Source organism: Micromonospora humi, assembly GCF_900090105.1.
Taxonomy (GTDB): domain Bacteria; phylum Actinomycetota; class Actinomycetes; order Mycobacteriales; family Micromonosporaceae; genus Micromonospora; species Micromonospora humi.
In genome coordinates, this window is record NZ_FMDM01000013.1 from 1 (window position 1) to 18,248 (window position 18,248).

The 18,248-nt window shown below is 74.1% G+C and carries 15 protein-coding genes and 1 pseudogene; 12 read left to right on the top strand and 4 right to left on the bottom strand.

What is annotated here, in order from left to right; all coding sequences use genetic code 11:
- From GA0070213_RS32290 to GA0070213_RS22830, 4 genes and pseudogenes are all read left to right on the top strand, one after another.
- Positions 1-237, top strand: a pseudogene (locus GA0070213_RS32290) (dipeptide/oligopeptide/nickel ABC transporter ATP-binding protein); the annotation flags it as partial.
- Positions 234-1,241 (top strand): ABC transporter permease, encoded by a 1,008-nt coding sequence (locus GA0070213_RS22820; RefSeq protein ID WP_091068502.1) that lies wholly within the window; start codon positions 234-236, stop codon positions 1,239-1,241. The pseudogene GA0070213_RS32290 and the gene GA0070213_RS22820, both read left to right, overlap by 4 nt.
- A gap of 11 nt (positions 1,242-1,252) precedes the next feature.
- Complete coding sequence (locus GA0070213_RS22825) at positions 1,253-2,239, top strand: ABC transporter permease (RefSeq protein WP_091068506.1); 987 nt, start codon at positions 1,253-1,255, stop codon at positions 2,237-2,239.
- Between the two features lie 201 nt (positions 2,240-2,440).
- On the top strand, positions 2,441-4,090 hold the full coding sequence (locus GA0070213_RS22830; protein WP_245716519.1) for an ABC transporter substrate-binding protein: 1,650 nt from the start codon (positions 2,441-2,443) through the stop codon (positions 4,088-4,090).
- Positions 4,091-4,183: 93 nt separating this feature from the next.
- Here GA0070213_RS22830 and GA0070213_RS22835 read toward each other — a convergent pair whose 3' ends face one another.
- Entirely contained in the window at positions 4,184-6,328 is a 2,145-nt protein-coding gene (locus tag GA0070213_RS22835) for a S9 family peptidase (protein WP_091068513.1), read from the bottom strand.
- A gap of 87 nt (positions 6,329-6,415) precedes the next feature.
- Between GA0070213_RS22835 and mshB the strand changes: the two genes are divergently transcribed.
- The 3 genes from mshB (at position 6,416) to GA0070213_RS22850 (ending at position 8,384) form a co-directional block, all read left to right on the top strand.
- Positions 6,416-7,339, top strand: coding sequence for an N-acetyl-1-D-myo-inositol-2-amino-2-deoxy-alpha-D-glucopyranoside deacetylase (mshB, locus tag GA0070213_RS22840; protein ID WP_175441449.1), 924 nt, complete (start codon positions 6,416-6,418; stop codon positions 7,337-7,339).
- A 17-nt stretch (positions 7,340-7,356) separates the two neighbouring features.
- Positions 7,357-7,833: a hypothetical protein gene (locus GA0070213_RS22845; RefSeq protein WP_425412858.1), complete on the top strand. Its 477-nt coding sequence runs from the start codon at positions 7,357-7,359 to the stop codon at positions 7,831-7,833.
- 86 nt (positions 7,834-7,919) lie between these two features.
- The gene (locus GA0070213_RS22850; protein WP_091068525.1) at positions 7,920-8,384 is read left to right on the top strand and encodes a hypothetical protein; all 465 of its coding nucleotides are present in this window, start codon (positions 7,920-7,922) and stop codon (positions 8,382-8,384) included.
- A 1-nt stretch (position 8,385) separates the two neighbouring features.
- Here GA0070213_RS22850 and GA0070213_RS22855 read toward each other — a convergent pair whose 3' ends face one another.
- A complete protein-coding gene (locus GA0070213_RS22855; protein ID WP_091068527.1) occupies positions 8,386-9,387 on the bottom strand; it encodes a GNAT family N-acetyltransferase in 1,002 nt (333 codons plus the stop codon).
- A gap of 79 nt (positions 9,388-9,466) precedes the next feature.
- Between GA0070213_RS22855 and fdxA the strand changes: the two genes are divergently transcribed.
- Together fdxA and dapC are read left to right on the top strand one after the other, a co-directional pair.
- Complete coding sequence (gene fdxA / locus GA0070213_RS22860) at positions 9,467-9,793, top strand: ferredoxin (protein WP_007464872.1); 327 nt, start codon at positions 9,467-9,469, stop codon at positions 9,791-9,793.
- Positions 9,790-10,899: a succinyldiaminopimelate transaminase gene (gene dapC, locus GA0070213_RS22865; RefSeq protein ID WP_091069058.1), complete on the top strand. Its 1,110-nt coding sequence runs from the start codon at positions 9,790-9,792 to the stop codon at positions 10,897-10,899. The genes fdxA and dapC overlap by 4 nt, the downstream gene beginning before the upstream one ends.
- Positions 10,900-10,944: 45 nt before the next feature.
- Here the strand turns inward: dapC and GA0070213_RS22870 are convergent, their stop codons facing one another.
- On the bottom strand, positions 10,945-12,786 hold the full coding sequence (locus GA0070213_RS22870; protein WP_091068531.1) for a M48 family metallopeptidase: 1,842 nt from the start codon (positions 12,784-12,786) through the stop codon (positions 10,945-10,947).
- A 304-nt stretch (positions 12,787-13,090) separates the two neighbouring features.
- Here GA0070213_RS22870 and GA0070213_RS22875 point away from each other — a divergent pair, with 304 nt between their 5' ends.
- From GA0070213_RS22875 to GA0070213_RS22885, 3 genes are read left to right on the top strand one after another with little or no spacing between them, the layout of a single operon-like run.
- Complete coding sequence (locus GA0070213_RS22875) at positions 13,091-14,116, top strand: prephenate dehydrogenase (protein ID WP_091068535.1); 1,026 nt, start codon at positions 13,091-13,093, stop codon at positions 14,114-14,116.
- Between the two features lie 5 nt (positions 14,117-14,121).
- Positions 14,122-14,763, top strand: coding sequence for an SIMPL domain-containing protein (locus GA0070213_RS22880; protein WP_091068539.1), 642 nt, complete (start codon positions 14,122-14,124; stop codon positions 14,761-14,763).
- The gene (locus GA0070213_RS22885; RefSeq protein ID WP_091068542.1) at positions 14,763-15,410 is read left to right on the top strand and encodes a nucleoside/nucleotide kinase family protein; all 648 of its coding nucleotides are present in this window, start codon (positions 14,763-14,765) and stop codon (positions 15,408-15,410) included. Before GA0070213_RS22880 ends, GA0070213_RS22885 begins: the two co-directional genes overlap by 1 nt.
- Before the next feature lie 210 nt (positions 15,411-15,620).
- On the opposite strand, the gene GA0070213_RS22890 is transcribed toward GA0070213_RS22885, so the two are convergent.
- The gene (locus GA0070213_RS22890; RefSeq protein ID WP_091068544.1) at positions 15,621-18,194 is read right to left on the bottom strand and encodes a hypothetical protein; all 2,574 of its coding nucleotides are present in this window, start codon (positions 18,192-18,194) and stop codon (positions 15,621-15,623) included.
- Positions 18,195-18,248: the final 54 nt, after the last annotated feature.

The following is an 18,248-nucleotide window of genomic DNA, read 5'->3' on the forward strand; positions in this document are numbered from 1 at the left end:
CTGGACCCACCGTCAGGCTGCCGCTTCCGCACCCGCTGCTGGAAAGCCACCGACCGCTGCGCCACCGAGACACCCGCGCTCACCACCCGCGACGGCGGCACCCAACTCACCGCCTGCCACCACCCGGAGAACGGCCCGGTCGGGGTCGGTGCGCCCGCGCCGGTCGGCGGCGACGGCGTCGAGCCGGCGACTGTCGGCGCCGGCGACACCCCGCAACTGAAGGAGGTGGCGGAATGAGTCTGTCCCCGGTCGAGGGCGTGGCCCTCGCGGAGATCGAGTCCCCCGGTGAGGGCGACGAACGCCGGGACAAGGAGTTCGTCGGTCGCTCACCCGGTCAACTCGCGCTGGCGCGGCTCCGGCGGGACCGCACCGCCATGATCAGCGGCGCGCTGCTCGTCTTCTTCGTGCTGGTCGCGCTGGCCGTGCCGCTGATCCAGGCGCTGTACGGGGTGGGCCCGAAGGAGCAGTTCCAGAGCCGCCTTGACGGCTACGGCATGCCGTTGGGCTACGCCGGCGGCGTGACCGGCGAGCACTGGTTCGGGCTGGAGCCCGGCCTGGGCCGGGACATCTTCATCCGGATGGTGCACGGGCTGCGGACGTCGCTGTTCATCGCGTTCGCCGCCGCCGTGCTGACCGCGGTGATCGGCGTGACGCTGGGTACGCTCGCCGGCTACCTCGGCGGCTGGCTGGACTCGGTGATCAACTGGATCACCGACCTGACCCTGGCCATGCCGTTCCTGATCATCGCGCTGGCGCTGATGCCGACCGTCGCGCTGCGCTTCTACGGCCAGCGGGAGGCCGTCCCGGCGTACTTCCAGATCGGTGTGCTCATCGCGATCTTCGCGCTGTTCGGCTGGACCAGCACGGCCCGGCTGGTGCGGGGTCAGATCATCGCGCTGCGCGAGCGCGAGTTCGTGGAGGCGGCCCGGGCCAGCGGCGCCGGGCTGGGGCACATGCTGTTCCGCCAGTTGCTGCCGAACGTCTGGGCGCCGATCCTGGTCGCCTTCTCTCTGGCCGTGCCGCAATACATCACCAGCGAGGCGGCGCTGTCGTTCATCGGCGTCGGCCTGACCGACGAGACGCCGAGCTTCGGGCGGATGATCTACCGCAGCCTCGACTACCTGCAGACCGATCCGTCGTACGTCTTCTTCCCCGGCATCACGATCTTCGCGCTCGTGCTCGCCTTCAACCTCTTCGGCGACGCGCTGCGCGACGCGCTCGACCCGAAGTCGTCCCGGTAGGAGGCCGACCCATGACGCGTTTCCTCGTCCGCCGGCTGCTCTCGGCCGCGCTCACCCTGTTCGCGGTCAGCGTGCTCAGCTTCCTGATGTTCTTCGCCCTGCCGCGTGACCCGGTCACCGGGATGTGCCCGAAGAACTGCAACCCGGAGCGGTTGGAGCGGGTGCGGCAGGAGCTGGGCCTGCGCGACCCGCTGATCAGCCAGTACGCCGGTTACATGAAGGGCATCGTCACCGGCCGGGACCTGGGCAGCGCCCAAGGTGGCCGCTGCGACGCGCCCTGCCTCGGCTGGTCGTACGTCTCCAACGAGGCGGTGTCGGACACCATCGCCCGGGTGCTGCCGGTGACGCTGAGCATCGTCATCCCGGCGGCGGTCCTGTGGCTGCTGCTCGGGGTCGGGCTCGGCATGCTCTCGGCGCTGCGCCGGGGCAGTTGGTTGGACCGGGCGGCGATCGGCTTCTCGCTGACCGGCGCCTCGTTGCAGCTCTACTTCGTCGGCGCGGTGCTGCTCATCGTCTTCGTCTACAACCTGCGGTTGCTGCCGGTGCCGAGCTACACCTCGTTGTTCGACAATCCGTTGAAGTGGAGCAGCGGGCTGGTGCTGGCCTGGGTGGCGCTGGCCTTCCTCTTCTCCGCCATCTACGCCCGGCTGTCCCGGGCACAGATGTTGGAGACGCTGTCGGAGGACTTCGTCCGCACCGCGCGGGCCAAGGGCCTGGCCAAACGCTCGGTCTACGGCCGGCACGCGCTGCGGGCCGCGATCACCCCGGTGGTCACCATCGCCGGCCTGGACGTGGGCGGGGCGCTGGGCGGGACGGTGATCACCGAGACGACGTTCGGTCTGAACGGGATGGGGCGTACCGCTGTCGACGCGGTCCGCTCCGGCGACCTGCCGACGATCATGGCGACCGTGCTGATCGCGGCGGTCTTCGTGGTGCTGGCGAACGTGGTGGTGGACCTGCTCTACGCGGTGATCGACCCGCGGGTGCGGCTCGGCTGAACCGCGACGAAATTTATCGACAACTGTTACCCAACTTGTAGTTTTTCTTCTTTACGATCCTCGGGACGTCGGCGGATGCGCTCGGCGAACGGGTGGAGGAGGTAGGACATGCGACCACGCGCAGCGGCCGCCGCGGGCGGTGCCATCGCACTGGTTGTGGCACTTGGTGCCTGCTCGGAGAACACGGGCGAAGGCACCAAGGTGGACGGCAACCGGCAGCAGACCGGGGTCATCGCGACCGACCCCAAGGACTCGCAGGGGCCGGCCGCCGAGATCGACGGCGCGGCCAAGGGCGGGACGTTCACCATCATCCGGGAGACCCCCATCTCCCACCTGGACCCGCAGCGGACGTACTCGTTCGCCGGCCTGATGGCCAACCCGCTCTTCGCCCGCTACCTGACCACCTGGAAGGACGACGGCAAGGGCGGCCTGGTCCTGGTGGGCGACCTGGCCGAGACCCCGGGCACGAACGTCAACAACGACTGCAAGGTCTGGGAGTTCAAGGTCAAGGACGGGGTGAAGTTCGAGGACGGCAGCCCGATCACCGCGAAGGAGATCGCGTACGGCATCGCCCGCTCCTTCGACCCCGACCTCACCAGCGGCCCTACCTACATCCAGGAGTGGCTGGCCGACACCCCGCAGTTCGACACCAAGTGGGACTTCAAGAAGAACAAGACGTCGCTGCCGCCGGGCCTGACCACGCCGGACGACAAGACGCTGCGCTTCGAGTTCGCCAAGCCCCGCTGCGACCTGCCGTTCGCGGTCTCGCTGCCCACCACGGCACCGCTGAAGCCGGAGAAGGACACCGGGGTCAACCTGGACCAGCGGCCGTTCTCGTCCGGCCCTTACAAGATCGCCAAGAACCAGGTGGGCGTCCAGCTCACGCTGGACCGCAACCCGAACTGGGACGCGAAGACCGACCCGGTGCGGCACCAGTACCCGGACCAGTTCGTCTGGACCTTCGGCCCGACCCAGGACGCCGCCAACAACCGGGTGATCGCCGACAACGGCGCGGACCAGAGCGCGCTGGCCTTCAACTCGGTGCCACCCGCGCTGGTCGCCAAGGTGGCCGGTGACCCCGCGCTGAAGTCCCGCACCCTGCTGTCGCCGACCCCGAGCGCCAACCAGCTCGTGATCAACACGCAGCGCGTCAAGGACCTGAAGGTCCGCCAGGCACTCAACTACGCGATCGACCGCGAGGGCCTGGTCAAGGCGCTCGGCGGCCAGACCGTCGCCCAGCCGATGACCACGCTGATGCCGCCGTCGACCATCGGCTACAAGGCGTACGACGCCTATCCGGCCGGTGCCAACGGCAACCCGGAGAAGGCGAAGGAACTGCTCGGCGGCCAGACGCCGGAGTTGGTCCTCGGCGCCGCGGACAACACCGACGAGCAGCAGATCGCGGTCCAGCTCAAGGGCAACCTGGAGCGCGCCGGCTTCAAGATCACCGTCCGGAACATCCCGGACGACGCGAAGCTGGACGAGGTCAAGAAGAAGAACAACCCGTGGGACCTCTACATCGGCAACTGGGCCGCCGACTGGCCGAGCGGCGCGTCGATCCTGCCGGTGCTCTACGACGGCCGCACCATCAAGGCCGAGGGCAACAGCAACTCCTCCTACTTCAACGACGACGCCATCAACGCCGAGATGGACCGGATCCTGGCCATGCCCCCGGCCGACCAGGGCCCGGAGTGGGGCAAGCTCGACGAGCGGATCATGAAGGAGCACGCGCCGGTGGTGCCGCTCTACGTCGACGTGGCGTACAACGTGCACGGCTCCAAGGCCGGCGGTGTCTTCATCTCGTCGGTCTTCGGCTACCCGAACTTCGTCAACGCCTTCGTCAAGCAGTAGCGCCGGCCCGCCGGTAAGGAGGGGCCCCCGCTTAACACCCAGTGTTAAGCGGGGGCCCCGCCTATGCAGAATGCGTTAAGCGGGGGCCCCTCCTTACATATGCCGGCGGAGGAAGTCCAGCTCGAGGCGGAGCAGGCGCTCCGCGACGCCGCCGGCCGCGAGGTGACTCGCGCCCGGCAGCGGCAGCACCGCGTGCGGGCGGCCGGTGGACAGCAGCGCGGCGGAGAGCCGCAGCGTGTGCGCGGCCAGCACGTTGTCGTCGACCAGCCCGTGCACCAGCAGCATCGGCCGCGCCTCGGCCGGGTCGCCGACCGGTTCGGCGGCCAACTCGACGAGCGAGTGGTGGGCGTAGACGTCCATGCCGTCCTCCGGCATGCCCAGGTAACGCTCGCTGTAGGCGGTGTCGTACAACGCCCAGTCGGTGACCGGCGCGCCCACGATCGCGCACCGGAACAGCTCCGGGTGGCGCAGCACCGCCAGCCCCGCCAGCCAGCCGCCGAACGACCAGCCGCGCACCGCGACCCGGCCCAGGTCCAGGTCGGGGTGCTTGCCGGCGAGCGCGGTCAGCGCGTCCACCTGGTCGGTCAGGATCACGTCGGCCACCCGGCGGTGGATCGCCTTCTCGAACGAGGGCGCGATGCCCGGCGTACCCCGGTTGTCGACGGTCACCACCGCGAAGCCCTGGTCGGCCCACCACTGCCGCTCCAGCCAGGCGTCGCGTGCCGCCACCACCTCCTGGTGGCCGGGCCCGCCGTAGATGTCCACCAGCACCGGCAGCCGGGTGCCCTTGACGTGCTCGCCGGGGTAGAGCACCGCGCTGGGCAGCCGCCGGTCGGTCACCCGCACCAGCGTCGGCCGCGGGGCGTACGAGCTGGTGGCGGCCAGCGAGCGCAGCTCGCCCACCTCGCGGTCGCCGTGCCACACCCGCCAACGGACCCCGGCGTGCTCCAGCGACGCGACGCCCACCGCCAGCGTGGACCCGCCGATCGCGGCGGTGTGCCAGCCCGGGTCGCTGCCCATCCGGCGGGCGTCCATCCCGCCGCCGATCGCGGTCCGCACCCGGTAGAGGTGGCGCTGGCTCGGTTCGCCCTCACTGGCCTCGACCAGCAGGTCGGCCGCGGTGCCCGGACCGGCCGGCAGTCGCCCGACCACCCGCCGCACGTAGAGCGAGGGCGGGGTGAGCAGCGTGCCGTCGGCGAACAGGCATCTGGCGTCGTACCCGTCGTGGGCCAGCTCGCCGCCGACCAGCACCCGCCCGTCGGGCAGGTGCGCCGGGGTGCCCGGGATCGGCTCCACCCAGCGCGGGTCGGCCAGCTCGGCGTGCACCTGCGTCTCCCCGGTGCGCGGGTCCACCGCGAGCACCAGGCCGTGCTGCTGGGAGCGGCGCAGCACGGTGATCAGCGGTCCGCCGTCGGCCCACTCGACCGAGCTGAGGTAGGGGTAGGTCTCCCGGTCCCAGTGCACGTCGACCCAGCCGCCGTCGAGGTCGAGCAGGTGCAGGCTCACCTCCGCGTTCGGGCCGCCCGCCACCGGGTACGCCAGCGGCGTCGGCGGGCTCGCCGGCTCGGCCGGGTCGTGCAGGTACCAGCGGGGCAGGCGGGACTCGTCCACCCGGGCGGCCAGCACCGAACGCCCGTCCGGCGCCCACCAGTAGCCCCGGTGGCGGTGGAACTCCTCGGCCGCGATGTGCTCGGCCAACCCCCAGGTCACGCCGCTGTCCTCGCCGGCGAGCAGGTTGTCCGTGCCGTCCGGCTCGACCACCCGGAGCTGGCCCCGGCGCACGCCCTCGGCGGTGTCGGTGACGTAGGCCAGCCGCTCGCCGGTCGGGTCGGGCCGCGGATCGATCACCGGCCCGACGGCGGCGACCTCGATCACGTCGCCGTGCACCAGGTCGGCCCGGAACAACCGCCCGGCCAGCGCGAACGCGGCCACCCGCCCGGCTGCGTCCAGCGCGTACGAGCCGATGCCGCCGGAACTGAGCCGCTGCCGTTCGCGCAGCGCCCGCTCGCCCGGCGCCAGGCGGACCGGCTCGGCGTCGGTGCCCAGCAACACCGCCGGGTCGGCGACCAGACGCTCCGCGCCGGTGTCGACGTCGAGCAGCCAGAGCGCGTCGGCCGGGTCCTCCGGTCCCGCCGAACGCAGGAAGAGCACCCGGGAGCCGTCCCCCGCGACGGTCACGGCGCGCGGCGCCCCGTGGCTGAACCGACGGGTACGGGCGGCCAGCTCGGGAAAGTCCACGCCTGCAGATCGTAGGCGGGCTCCCGGCGTGATGTGGCCGACCTGGGCGGACGCATGACCGCCGGAGGGGCAGGACCGCCGGTTAGAGTGACGGGCGTGACGACGCTGCCCGACCGACGCCTCCTGCTGGTCCACGCGCATCCCGACGACGAGTCGATCGGCACCGGCGCGACGATGGCGCACTACGCCGCCGCCGGCGCCCACGTCACGCTGGTGACCTGCACGCTGGGCGAGGAGGGCGAGATCCACGTACCGGAGCTGGCCGGTCTCGCCGCGGCCGAGGCCGACCAGCTCGGCGGCTACCGCATCGCGGAGCTGGCCTCGGCCTGCGCCGCGCTCGGCGTCACCGACCACCGGTTCCTCGGCGGCGCGGGCCGCTACCGCGACTCCGGGATGATGGGGATGGCCACCAACGACCACCCGCGGGCGTTCTGGCGGGCCGGCCTCGACGCCGCCGCCGGGCACCTGCTGCAGGTCATCCGTGAGGTCCGCCCCCAGGTCGTGATCACGTACGACCCGAACGGCTTCTACGGCCACCCCGACCACATCCAGGCGCACCGGGTCGCCATGCGCGGCGTCGAGCTGGCCGCGGCCGAGGGGATCGCCCCGGCGAAGGTCTACTGGACGGCCATGCCGCGCAGCGTGCTCGACGCCGGCCTGGAGGCGTTCAGCGAGTCGTCGGACAATCCCTTCGCCGGCATCTCCGACGTGGCGGAGCTGCCGTTCGGCACACCGGACGCGCAGATCGCGGCGCGGATCGACGCCACCGACCAGCACGCGGCCAAGGAGGCGGCGATGCGCGCCCACGCCACCCAGATCCCGGCCAACTCCTGGCTCTACTCGATCGCCGGCAACTTCGGCGCCGAGTTCATGGGCGTCGAATACTTCACGCTCGCGGTCGGCGAGAAGGGACCCGGCAACGGCCCGTACGGCTGGGAGGACGACCTCTTCGCCGGGGTGTCCCCGGACGCGGCGGACCGTGCCCCGGTCGCGGCGGCCGGTCTCCGGTGACGTCGCCCGCCGCGCCCGTGTCGGTCCTGCCCGAGCCGTCGCCGCCCGCCCCGCCCGGCCGGGCGGAGCGGGCGCTCGACCGCGCGCTGCGGGTGGCCGGCGGCGTGGTGGCGGTCTGGGCCGGCGTGCTGGCCGCGTTGCTCGACCTGATCTTCGCCACCTGGGCCTGGGAGACCGTGCAGGGCCGCTCCGGCGGCGCGCAGGCGCTGGTCGGCATCGGGCTGGCGGTGGCCGGGATCGCCGCGGTGGCGGCCTCGACGGTGCTGCTGGGCTGGTTCGCGCACGCCTCGACCGGCAGCCGGTGGGCGGTGGCGCTGGTCGCGCTGCCGTGGTTCCTGGTGATCGTGGTGGGCGGGTTCCGCACCACCGAGGGCGACCTGGCGCTGGCCGGCGACAACGCGCTCGGCCTCGCGCTGATCGTGACCGGCGCGGTCACCTTCGCGGTGATCGGCTTCCGGCACATCGTGACACCGCCGGTGCCCGCTCAGCGGTGAGGTGCTGACGCCGCACAGTCGGCGGTGGTAGACATTCCTGCCAGAGGCCCGCCGCGGTGGCGGGCGGGTGCGGCGGGAGGCGTGCGATGGGTCAGCGGTGGCGTGCGATCGGTGTGCTGACGGCCGCGTTGTTCGCGGTCAACGTGGTGGCCCGGCTGGTCATCCGGTTCGCCTTTCCGGACGACGACACCGCCGCCGGCCGGGTCTCGCTGGTGATGTTCCTGGCCATCGGCCTGATCCTGGCCGGCGCGGCGTTCCGCTGGGGCGCCGCCCGGCCGCTCGGACACTGGGCCGGCGACCTGGCCCTGACGGTGGTGGTGGCGCTCGCGCTGACCGTCTTCGTCGGTCCGCTGCTGGTCGGGGAGAACCCGTTCGGCGGTGGCGCCGGCCTCTTCTTCGCCCAGATCTGGCTCTATCTCGCGGCCACCGCGGCGGGTGTGCTGGTCGGCTACCTGACCCTCACCGCGCTCGGCCGCGACTTCCGCTCCCGCCAGCTCAAGCGGTACGCCGAGATGAAGCAGTCCCGGCCTCGCCGGATCGTCCGGCGCTGAGTCAGGGCGCCACCCGGGTGAGGTAGGTGTGGTGGGTGGTGAAGCCGAGCCGCCGGTAGAGCGCCACCGCGCCCCCGTTCGTCTGCTCGACCTGGAGGAACGCGTGGGTGGCGCCCTCCGCCCCGGCCCAGCCGGCCAGGGCCCGCACGATCGCCCCGGCGAAGCCGCGCCGACGGGCTTCCGGCAGCACCTCGAGCAGGCTCACGCCGAGCCAGCGGCCCTCGCCGGTGACGGTGCCCCGGCCCACCGCGAGCGGCCGGCCGTCGACCCGCAGCTCGGCGAAGCGGATCCGGTCCACGGCGGTGAGCACGTGCCGTGCCGCCTCCGGCAACCCACCCTTGCGGTCGGCGGCGACCGCCAGCCAGTCGTCGGCGGGCGCACGCGCCAGGGTCACCGGGGGAGCGTCACCGCCGGTCGACGCGTGCGTGGGCGGCACCGCCTCGTGCGGCGTCCCGACGGCGCGACCCGGCGTGGTCAGGGTGGCGAGCGGAACGGTCTGCACCAGCACCGGCGGGCGCGACGTCCAGCCGCGCGTGTCCAGTTCCGCACCGACCGGCGCCGCCAGCGGCAGCGGCGTGTTGACCAGGGCGGGCTGGCCGTGGTCGGCGTACCAGCGTTGCACCGCGTCCAACGCCTCGGGCAGCGGTCGGTCCGGGTCGCCGATCGGCAGCGCGCTGTTCGCCCGGCCGGTCCAACCGGCGGCGGATCGCAGGCGCCAGTCGCCGAGCCGTCCGCGTACCGGTGCCGGCCAGGCCTCGTCCGCGGCGGTCTCCAGGGCGATCACGGCGGCGGCGGTCGGCCGGCGGGCCGGCGGGACCCGCTTGGCGCGGTGCACCTCGCCGACCGGGACGCGCAGCGACCCGCCGTCGGTGGCCAGGGTGATGTGGGTCTCGCTCAGCTCGACCAGCTCCCCGAGCGCGTCGGAGAACAGCGGCCGGCCCTCGCGAATCCCCACAATCCGGCGAACCACGATCCGGTGTCCCACGTCCTGCTGTCGGAGCACGATCGACCCCCTCCCCGGCGAGATACTAGGCTCTTACCGTTGCGGATGATCGCGACGAGTCTTGCGGAGGAGAAGACCGGTGACCTACATCATCGCCGAGCCGTGCGTGGACGTGCTCGACAAGGCATGCATCGAGGAGTGCCCGGTCGACTGCATCTACGAGGGCAACCGGATGCTCTACATCCACCCCGACGAGTGCGTCGACTGTGGTGCCTGCGAGCCGGTCTGCCCGGTCGAAGCGATCTTCTACGAGGACGACGTGCCGGAGCAGTGGAAGGACTACACCGGCGCGAACTACGAGTTCTTCGAGGACCTGGGCTCGCCCGGGGGCGCCTCGAAGATCGGCAAGGTGGAGAAGGACGCCACCTTCGTCGCCGCGCAGCCGCCGCGCGGCGAGGGCCACTGAGCCGGCCCACGCCGGTCTCGGCACGGCTGCCCGAGTTCACCTGGGACACGCTGGACGCCGCGGCCGCCACGGCCGCGGCGCACCCGGGTGGTCTCATCAACCTCTCGATGGGCACGCCGGTCGACCCGGTGCCGCCGCTGATCCGGCAGGCGCTCGCCGACGCGTCGGACGCGCCGGGCTATCCGCTGACCGCAGGGACTCCCGCCCTGCGGGACGCCATCGCGGCCTGGGTGGCCCGGGCCTGTGGCGCGGGCGTCGACGGGCTGGGGGTGCTGCCCACGATCGGCTCCAAGGAGCTGGTGGCGTGGCTGCCCACGCTGCTCGGGCTCGGCCCCGGTGACGTGGTCGTCGTGCCGTCGGTCGCCTATCCGACGTACGAGGACGGCGCGCGGCTGGCCGGCGCCACCGTCGTACGCAGCGACTCGCTGACCGCGCTCGGCCCCGATCCCCGGGTCCGCCTGGTCTGGGTCAACTCGCCGGGCAACCCGACCGGTCGGGTGCTGCCCGCCGCCCACCTGCGCAAGGTGGTCGAATGGGCGCGGGAGCGCGGCGCGGTGGTCGCCAGCGACGAGTGCTACCTGCCGCTGGGCTGGGACGCCGAACCCGTCTCGGTGCTCTCGCCGCAGGTGTCCGGCGGGTCCTACGCGGGCGTGCTGGCGGTGCACTCGCTCTCCAAGCGCTCCAACCTGGCCGGCTACCGGGCCGGGTTCGTGGCCGGCGACCCGGCGTTGACCGCCGAGCTGCTCAAGGTGCGCAAGCACGCGGGCATGATCGTGCCGGCCCCGGTGCAGGCCGCCATGGTGGCCGCGCTCGCCGACCAGGCGCACGCCGACGCCCAGCGGGAGCGCTACCGGGCCCGGCGGGAGACGCTGCGGGCCGCGTTCACCCGGGCCGGCTTCACGGTCGAGCACTCCGAGGCCGGGCTCTACCTCTGGCTGACCCGCGACGAGGACTGCTGGGACACCGTCGACTGGCTGGCCCGGCGCGGCATCCTGGTCGCCGCCGGCGTCTTCTACGGCCCGGCCGGCGCCCGGCACGTTCGGGTGGCGCTGACCGAGTCCGACGCGCACGTCGACGCCGTGGCCGGTCGGCTCGCCGAGTCCTGAGCGCCGGCCGCCGGCCCCCGTCGGAGGGTCGGCGGCCGGCACGGCTCAGCCGTTGATCCGGCGGAACACCTTCAGCAGCGTGTCCCGGCTGTGCTTCTCCAGGAACTCGCTGGCCATCAGCTCCTGCATCTGCACGGTGCGGCCGTCGAACAGCGTCAGGGTGGCCTTCAGCGGCACCTCCCGCCGCACCTCCACCGAGGTGATCTCCTCGTACGGCAGGTAGGGGTGGCGACCGGCCAGCTCGGCGACCGGCACCGAACCGACAAGCGTGGTCAGCCGCTTCTCGCCCTCGCCGGCCTTGCCCGGGTCGGCGATCAGCACCAGGCCGTTGTCGAGCACCAGCACGTCGTGCTCCCGGCCGTCGATCTTGATGTTGGCCAGCCCACCGATCAGGTCGGCGTTTCGGGCCGAGGCGCGGGCCTGCACCACGGTGGCGCCGGTCACGTCGACGCCCAGCTCGGCCAGCCGGGCCAGCGCCTCGTCCAGGCTCGCCGGGACGACCGCCAGCTTGGCCACCTCGGCCAGGTCCCACGGCTCCCCGCCCGGGCCGACCAGCCGGGCCGGGCCGGACCAGGACAGCTCCCAGCGGGCCCGGCCGGAGCGGACCGCCGCGTTGTCCAGCAGCGTCTCCATCGGGCCGGCGAACGCGGCCGCCGCCTCCTTGCGGGTGGCGCCGTCGAAGAAGCCCTCGGCGAACTCGCCCAGCCGGCCGGACCGGACCAGGTCCAGCACCGTCGACAGGCCCGGCGTGGGGGTGCCGGTGAACCGGCCGGCCGCCCGGTAGATGCCGTCCGCCTGCCGCTGCACGTCGGCGGCGACCGACTCGGCGACGAACTCCGGCCACGGCAGCACCCGCCGGGAGCCGTGCGCGACAACCAGCGCCTGGAGCTGGCGGCCGGCGCCGCCCACGTCGGCGAGCAGCGTCCGCGCCGGCCGGTCGTCCGCCCCCGCCGTGGTCGGTGCGGCGGCCGTCATCGCGGCGACGCGGACCCCGATCGGCGGGTGGGTGTCCCAGCGGGACGGCTCGCGCTCCGGCGCGTTCTCCCGCAGCGCGTCGATCTCGTCGCGGCGGGCGTCGAGCAGCTCCACGAAACCGCCGAAGAGGTCGTCCGGGGCCAGCCCGGCCGACCAGCCCGACTCGACGTAGCGGCGCATGTAGAACGCCCAGGCGGCGTCCAGCGCCGGCAGCGTACGCAACGCCGAGGTGGCCGCCTCGGTACCGGCGAGCGCCACCGACGCCCGGTCCGCCTCCAGTTCCTGGCGGCGCGAGGCGGCGTTGTCCACCATCAGGTAGAGCAGCGCGTAGCCCTTGAACACCCAGCCGACCGGGTTGCGCGGGCTGATCCGCTCGATCGTCTCCCCGATGGCGAGCCGGCCCCGGTAGGCCACCCCGCCGAGGCGGGTGTGCCGGCCGGAGTAGTGGCCCAGCTCGTGCGCGAGCACCGAGCGGAGCTGGTCGGACCGCATGGCCTGGAGCAGCGGCAGCCCGACGTAGAGCGTCCGCCGGCCGCCGACCAGGCCGAGCAGCCGGCTCTGCTCGCCGACCGCGGCGTTCACCTCGGGCACCAGCCGGATCTCGTCCGGCGCCCGGGTGCCGACCGAGGCGGCCAGCTCCCGCACGGTGGCCCAGAGCCCGGGCGCCGCCCGCTCGTCCAGGACCAGGCCGGGCGCCGGCTCGCTCTTCGTACGGATCGCCTTCCACATTCCGACGCCCACCGCGCCGAGCGCGACCACCAGCGGCAGCAGCAGTTTGCCGGTGATCAACCCGGTGGTGTGGCCGAACAGCCAGACCCCGAGCGCGATCACGGCGGCGAGCTGGAGCAGCGCGACGACGTAGAAACCGATCAACATGACCACCGAGGCGAGCGCCCGGTACGTCGCGGACATTGGTCTTCCCCCGTTCCGAAAGGCCCTCACCGGGTGATTCCGGTCGAGCCGCCGGGGGACCGTACGACGCGCGTCCCGCAGGGACATCCACCGTCCGGCCGAATCGATCTCCACCGACGATCCGGTAAGGCGGGGGCCCCTGTTAACGCTTCCGGTAGAGGCGGGGGCCCTTCTTAACAGCTGGTGTTAAGAAGGGGCCCCGCCTTACACCCGGTCCTCGGCGGGGCGGCGGGCGATATCCTCGGCGGGACTTCCCGCGGGGCCGCCCGGGCTCCGCCGACGACGCGGACGCCGAGGTGGGCCGATGGTGGGCGAGGCCGGCGGGCTGGCACGCGCGGCGGTGGTCGGGACCGGGCTGATCGGTGGCTCGGTGCTGTTCCGGCTCCGCGACGCCGGGCTGGACGTGGCGGCCTGGGACCCGGATCCGGCGGCCCGGAGGCAGGTGCGCGAGCGGGGCGTCGCGGCTCCGGACGAGGTCGAGGAGGCGGTCGCCGGCCGGCACGTGGTGTTCGTCTGCGGCCCGCTGCCCACGCTGCCCGCCACGCTGGCCCGGGTGGCGGCCGCCACCGACGACCGGTGCGTGCTGACGGACGTGGGCAGCGTGAAGGCGGAGGTGGCCACCGCCGCCACCGCGCAGGGGCTCGGGCACCGGTTCGTGCCGGGTCACCCGATGGCCGGCGCCGACCGGGCCGGTCTCGGTGCCGCCGCACCGGAACTGCTCGACGGCGCCGCCTGGGTGCTCTGCCCGGGCCCGACCGGGGTGGACGCGTTCCGGCGGCTCGCCGCGCTGCTGGTCGACGTCTTCCACGCCCGGGTGGTGCCGATGTCGGCCCCGGAGCACGACGCGGCCGCGGCGCTCGCCTCCCACCTGCCGCACCTGCTGGCCGGCGCGCTCGCCGGCGCGGTGCAGCGCTCGGCGTTGCGGGACGCGGTGCTGGCCCTGGCCGCCGGCAGTTTCTCCGACGGCACGCGGGTCGCCGGGGGCCCGCCCGAGCGGACCGCCAACATGCTGCTCGGCAACCGGGATCGGGTGCTGGCCGAGCTGATCGAGGTGGGCGCCTTCCTGGACGAGCTGGCCGGTGCGCTGCGCGCCGGGGACGCCGCGGCGCTGACCGGCCGGCTGGCCGAGGCCCGCACCGCGCGGGCCGCGCTGCGGGGCCGCGCGTTCACCTCCCACCGGCGGGAGTTCCCGGCCGGCGCGGACCCCGCGGTCGAGCTGGCCTACCTGCGCGAGCTGGGCGCGGCGGGGGGCCACCTGACCGGGTGCCGGGTGGCGGCCGGCGCGGTGGGGTACACGGCGCACCTGCCGGCCACCCCGCCGTTAGGCTGAGCGGCATGGCGGACGCACCGGTCGTGGCGGTACGCGGCGAGGCCTACCGGGAGGTCGCTCCCGAGCTGGCCCGCTTCACGGTGACCGCGGTCGCCCGGGACCGGGATCGGGAGACCACGCTGACCCGGCTGGCGGAGCGGGCCGCCGCGGTGCGGGCGCTGCTGGACGCGGCCGAGCCGGCCGTGGACCGGCGGGAGACCGGCCAGGTCAACGTCTGGCCGGTGACGAAGCGCGCCGGTGACCGCGTGGTGGCCTGGCAGGGCAGCGTCGGCACCACGGTCACGGTCACCGACTTCACGTCGCTCGGCGAGCTGATGCTCCGCCTGGCCGACCAGGAACAGGTCGAGGTGGCCGGTCCGGTGTGGTCGCTGCGGCCGGACAATCCGGCCTACCGGGAGGCGCGGCAGGCCGCGATCACCGACGCCCTGGCCCGAGCCCGGGAATACGCCGAGGCGCTCGGCGCCCGTGTCACCGCACTGCGCGAGCTGGCCGACACCGGTCTGACCGCGGCCCCGCCGATGCTGGCCAAGGCGGCCTACGCCCGGTCCGGCGAGTCCGCACCGGAACTGGAGCTGGACCCGGTGCCGCAGCCGGTGCAGGCGGCGGTCGAGGCGCGGTTCACCATCAGCGAGCCGGTGCTCGGCTGATGCCGCCGGCCCGGGTGCTCGCGCTCGACGAGCTGGTCGCCCGCGCGCGGGCGCTGGCCGAGGACGGTCCCCGGCAACTGCTCGGCATCGCCGGCGCGCCCGGGGTGGGCAAGTCCACCCTGGCGGAGCGGGTCGTCGCCGAGGTCGGCCCGAGCGCCCGGCTGGTGCCGATGGACGGCTTCCACCTGGCCGGCTCGGCGCTGGCCCGGTTGGGGCGGGCGGCGCGCAAGGGCGCGCCGGACACGTTCGACGTCAACGGGTTCGTGGCCACGTTGCGCCGGTTGCGACGGCTGGAGCCGACCTCGGTGTGGGCGCCGGAGTTTCGCCGCGACCTGGAGGAGCCGGTCGCCGGCGCGATCGAGGTGCCGCCCGAGGTGCGACTGGTGGTCACCGAGGGCAACTACCTGCTGCTGCGGGACGATCCGTGGGAGGAGGTGCGCTCGCTGCTGCACCAGGCCTGGTTCCTCGACCTGGACGCCGAGGTGCGGTTGCGCCGCCTCACCGCCCGGCACGAGGCCTACGGCAAGTCACCGGAGCAGGCCCGCGCCTGGGCGCTCGGCAGCGACGAGGAGAACGCCCGGCTGGTCGCCGGCACGGCCGCGCACGCCGACCTGGTGGTCCGGCTGACCGGCCCGCCGCCGGGCTGACGGCGTGACGGGGACCGACCGCCGCCGGGCTGACGGCGTGACGGGGACCGACCGCCGCCGGGCTGACGGCGTGACGGGGACCGACCGCCGCCGGGCTGACGGTGCGACGGGGACCGACCGCCGCCGGGCTGACGGTGCGACGGGGACCGACCGCCGCCGGGCTGACGGCCCGGCGCGACGGCTGCCGTCGGGTCGCGCGTCAGGCCGCGCTCAGCCGGCCCCCGGTCGGGGTGCGGGCACGCTCCGGCGCAGCAGGCGGGCCACCACGGCCCGCTCGCGGGCGAACTCCACCGCGGCGGGGTAGCCGCTGTGGCTGCGGATGGGCGGGTCGGCGACCTCCCCGCCGGACGGGTGCAGCGCCTCCGGGTCGGCCACCGGCACGTCCCGCTGCCCGGCGCTGACCTGCCAGCCGAGCGGGTCGGTGTCCCGCCAGAAGTTGGTCCAGGCCACGTGCCCGCCGGGCCAGGTGACGGCCCGGGCCAGGGTGCGCAGTCGTTCCGGCCCGAAGTAGGACGGGAAGACCCGGCCGTAGAGACGGGTGAGCTGGCATCCGTAGGAGAAGAACCAGGTGCGCCGCCGCCACCGGCTGGGCAGTTGCAGCAGTACCGCGGCGCAGATGACGGTGCCCTGGCTGTGGCCGGAGAGGATCACACCGTCCATCCGGTCCGGGTGCTGCGGCGGCAGCGCCAGCAGCCCGGCCACCCGGGTCTGGAGTTCCGGCACGGCCCGCTCGGCGTAGCTGGGCGGGGCGAGCGGGTGCGCGGCCCGCGGCCAGAACGTGCACACGTCCCAGATCACCCCGACCGAGCGGCGTACCGAGTCGGTGCGGTAGATGAGCAGTCCGAGCGCGCTGGTCACCACCGGCAGCCAGCCGAGCACGGCGTCACCGAGCTCGGCGGACCCGTGGATCACGGTCTGCCATCCGGCCGGGGAGAGCGGGTCGGGCCGGTGGCCGGAGAGCGCGGCGGCGCAGCAGAGGGTGATCAGGCCCGCGGACACGGCCGCGTAGCAGCCGATCAACCGGACCGCGTGCTCGCCCACCAGCCGGTGCAACGCCCGGTAGGTGCTGACGTCGCGGCACCGGCGCAGGTCGTGTGCGGAGAGGCCGCCGGCGGCGGTCAGCCCGGCGTACTCGGCGCGGCGCAGGCCGTGCAGCAGGACCGCGACGCGGATCAGCAGCCCGAGCAGGGTGACCAGCCCGATCACGCAGGCCAGCCCGGCCCAGAAGACGGCGAGCGGTGGGACCACGCCGCTCGGGTCGCCGGGCTCGCGCGGGCCGGCCAGCCGCTCGCTGACCCAGTAGAGCAGCCCGGCGCAGTACGCGACGGCCATCATCCAGCCGAAGCCGGCGACGACCGCCGGCGCGCAGCCGTGCCAGGCCAGCCCGGTGTACGCGCCGAGCGGCTGGGTCGGCACCGCGGACCGGAGCCGGGGCAGCAGCAGCCCGGCGACGGCCACCGCGATGGCCGGGCCGACGAGCATCCAGGTGTGCAGCCCGGCCGGCGCGGCGGGTAGGCCGGGCAGGCCGCGTTCGATCCAGACCACCGCGAGCGGCAGCAGCGCGGCGGCGGCCACCGGCCCGACCAGTGCCCGCCGGCCGGAGCGGTTCGCCGCGCCGATGGCCACCAGCAGCAGCACCTGGTAGGTGACGAGCCAGGCGAGCGCGGTCTCGTAGCCGGGCAGCGGACGCGCGGCGGCACAGCCGGCGAGGGCCGGGGTGCTCGCGCATCCGACCGGTGGCCGGTAACCGGTCAACGGGGTCCCGGCCGGGCCGTCCGGGAGCAGCAGGAGGACGAACGTGCCGATCAGTCCGAGTCCGGTGAGCGCCGCCACCGCGATGCTCCACCTGCCCAGCGGGGTGGCCCCCTGGCGGCGGCTGAGCCAGGGGCGGCCCACCGCGATCACGGCGATGGTCACCACGGTGGCGAACAGCAGCACGGTCGGCCAGGCGACCGCGGCCCGCAGGCCGCGCGGCGGGTCCATGATCAGCACCGCGGTGACCGGCACGGCGGCGGCGACCACCGCCCCGGTGCACAGGTGCAGCACCGCGGCCCGGCGCAGCTGGCCCTCCCCGTTCCAGAACGTCGGGTCCTGCAGCGGGTTCTCCAGCGGCTCGGGCGGCTCGGCCGGCCCGTCGTCGTGGCCGGCCGGCCGGTGGCGCGGCTCGGCCGGCATCTCCGCCTCGTACTGGTAGGTGCGCCAGGCGAGCACCCCGATGGCGCCGAGCACGAGCAGCGGCAGCAGCAGCCCGACGGCGAGCGTGCGGGTGCCCTGACGCCACCAGGGGTCGCCGAGGAACTCCCACGGGCCGGGGATCTGGCCGAGGCACTCCCGGCTCACGCACTGCCAGCCGACGAGGTCCACCCCGATCCCGGTCACGGTGATCACCAGGGTGCAGGTCAGGCTCAGGCAGAACAGCCGGATGAGCCAGGCGGTGATGCCGGACCGGCTGGCCCAGCGTTCCCGGTCCGGGTCCGCGGGGATGCCGGCCCGGGCGTGCAGCGCGACGTTGGCCAGGGCGAACGGGAGCAGCAGCGTCCAGAGGGCGCGTTCCACGTCCCGCCGGGTCCGCGCGCCGGAGGTCAGCTTCCCCCAGCTGTACGCCTCGACGCTGATCGGGTCGTCGCGCGCGGCGGTGGCGGAACGGAAGAAACCGGTCACCTGTCCGCCGGCCACCAGTTCCGGTGGCGTGCCGCCGGCTCCCGCTCCGGGGTCGAGGCCCAGCAGCTGATCCGGTGGGGTGTTCGACACCCCGTGGACCCGTAGTTCCAGCACGCGCTCCATCGCGGCCTCCCCAGAGTGAGCATCTCACTACCCAGAGTGCACGCTGATTCCGGA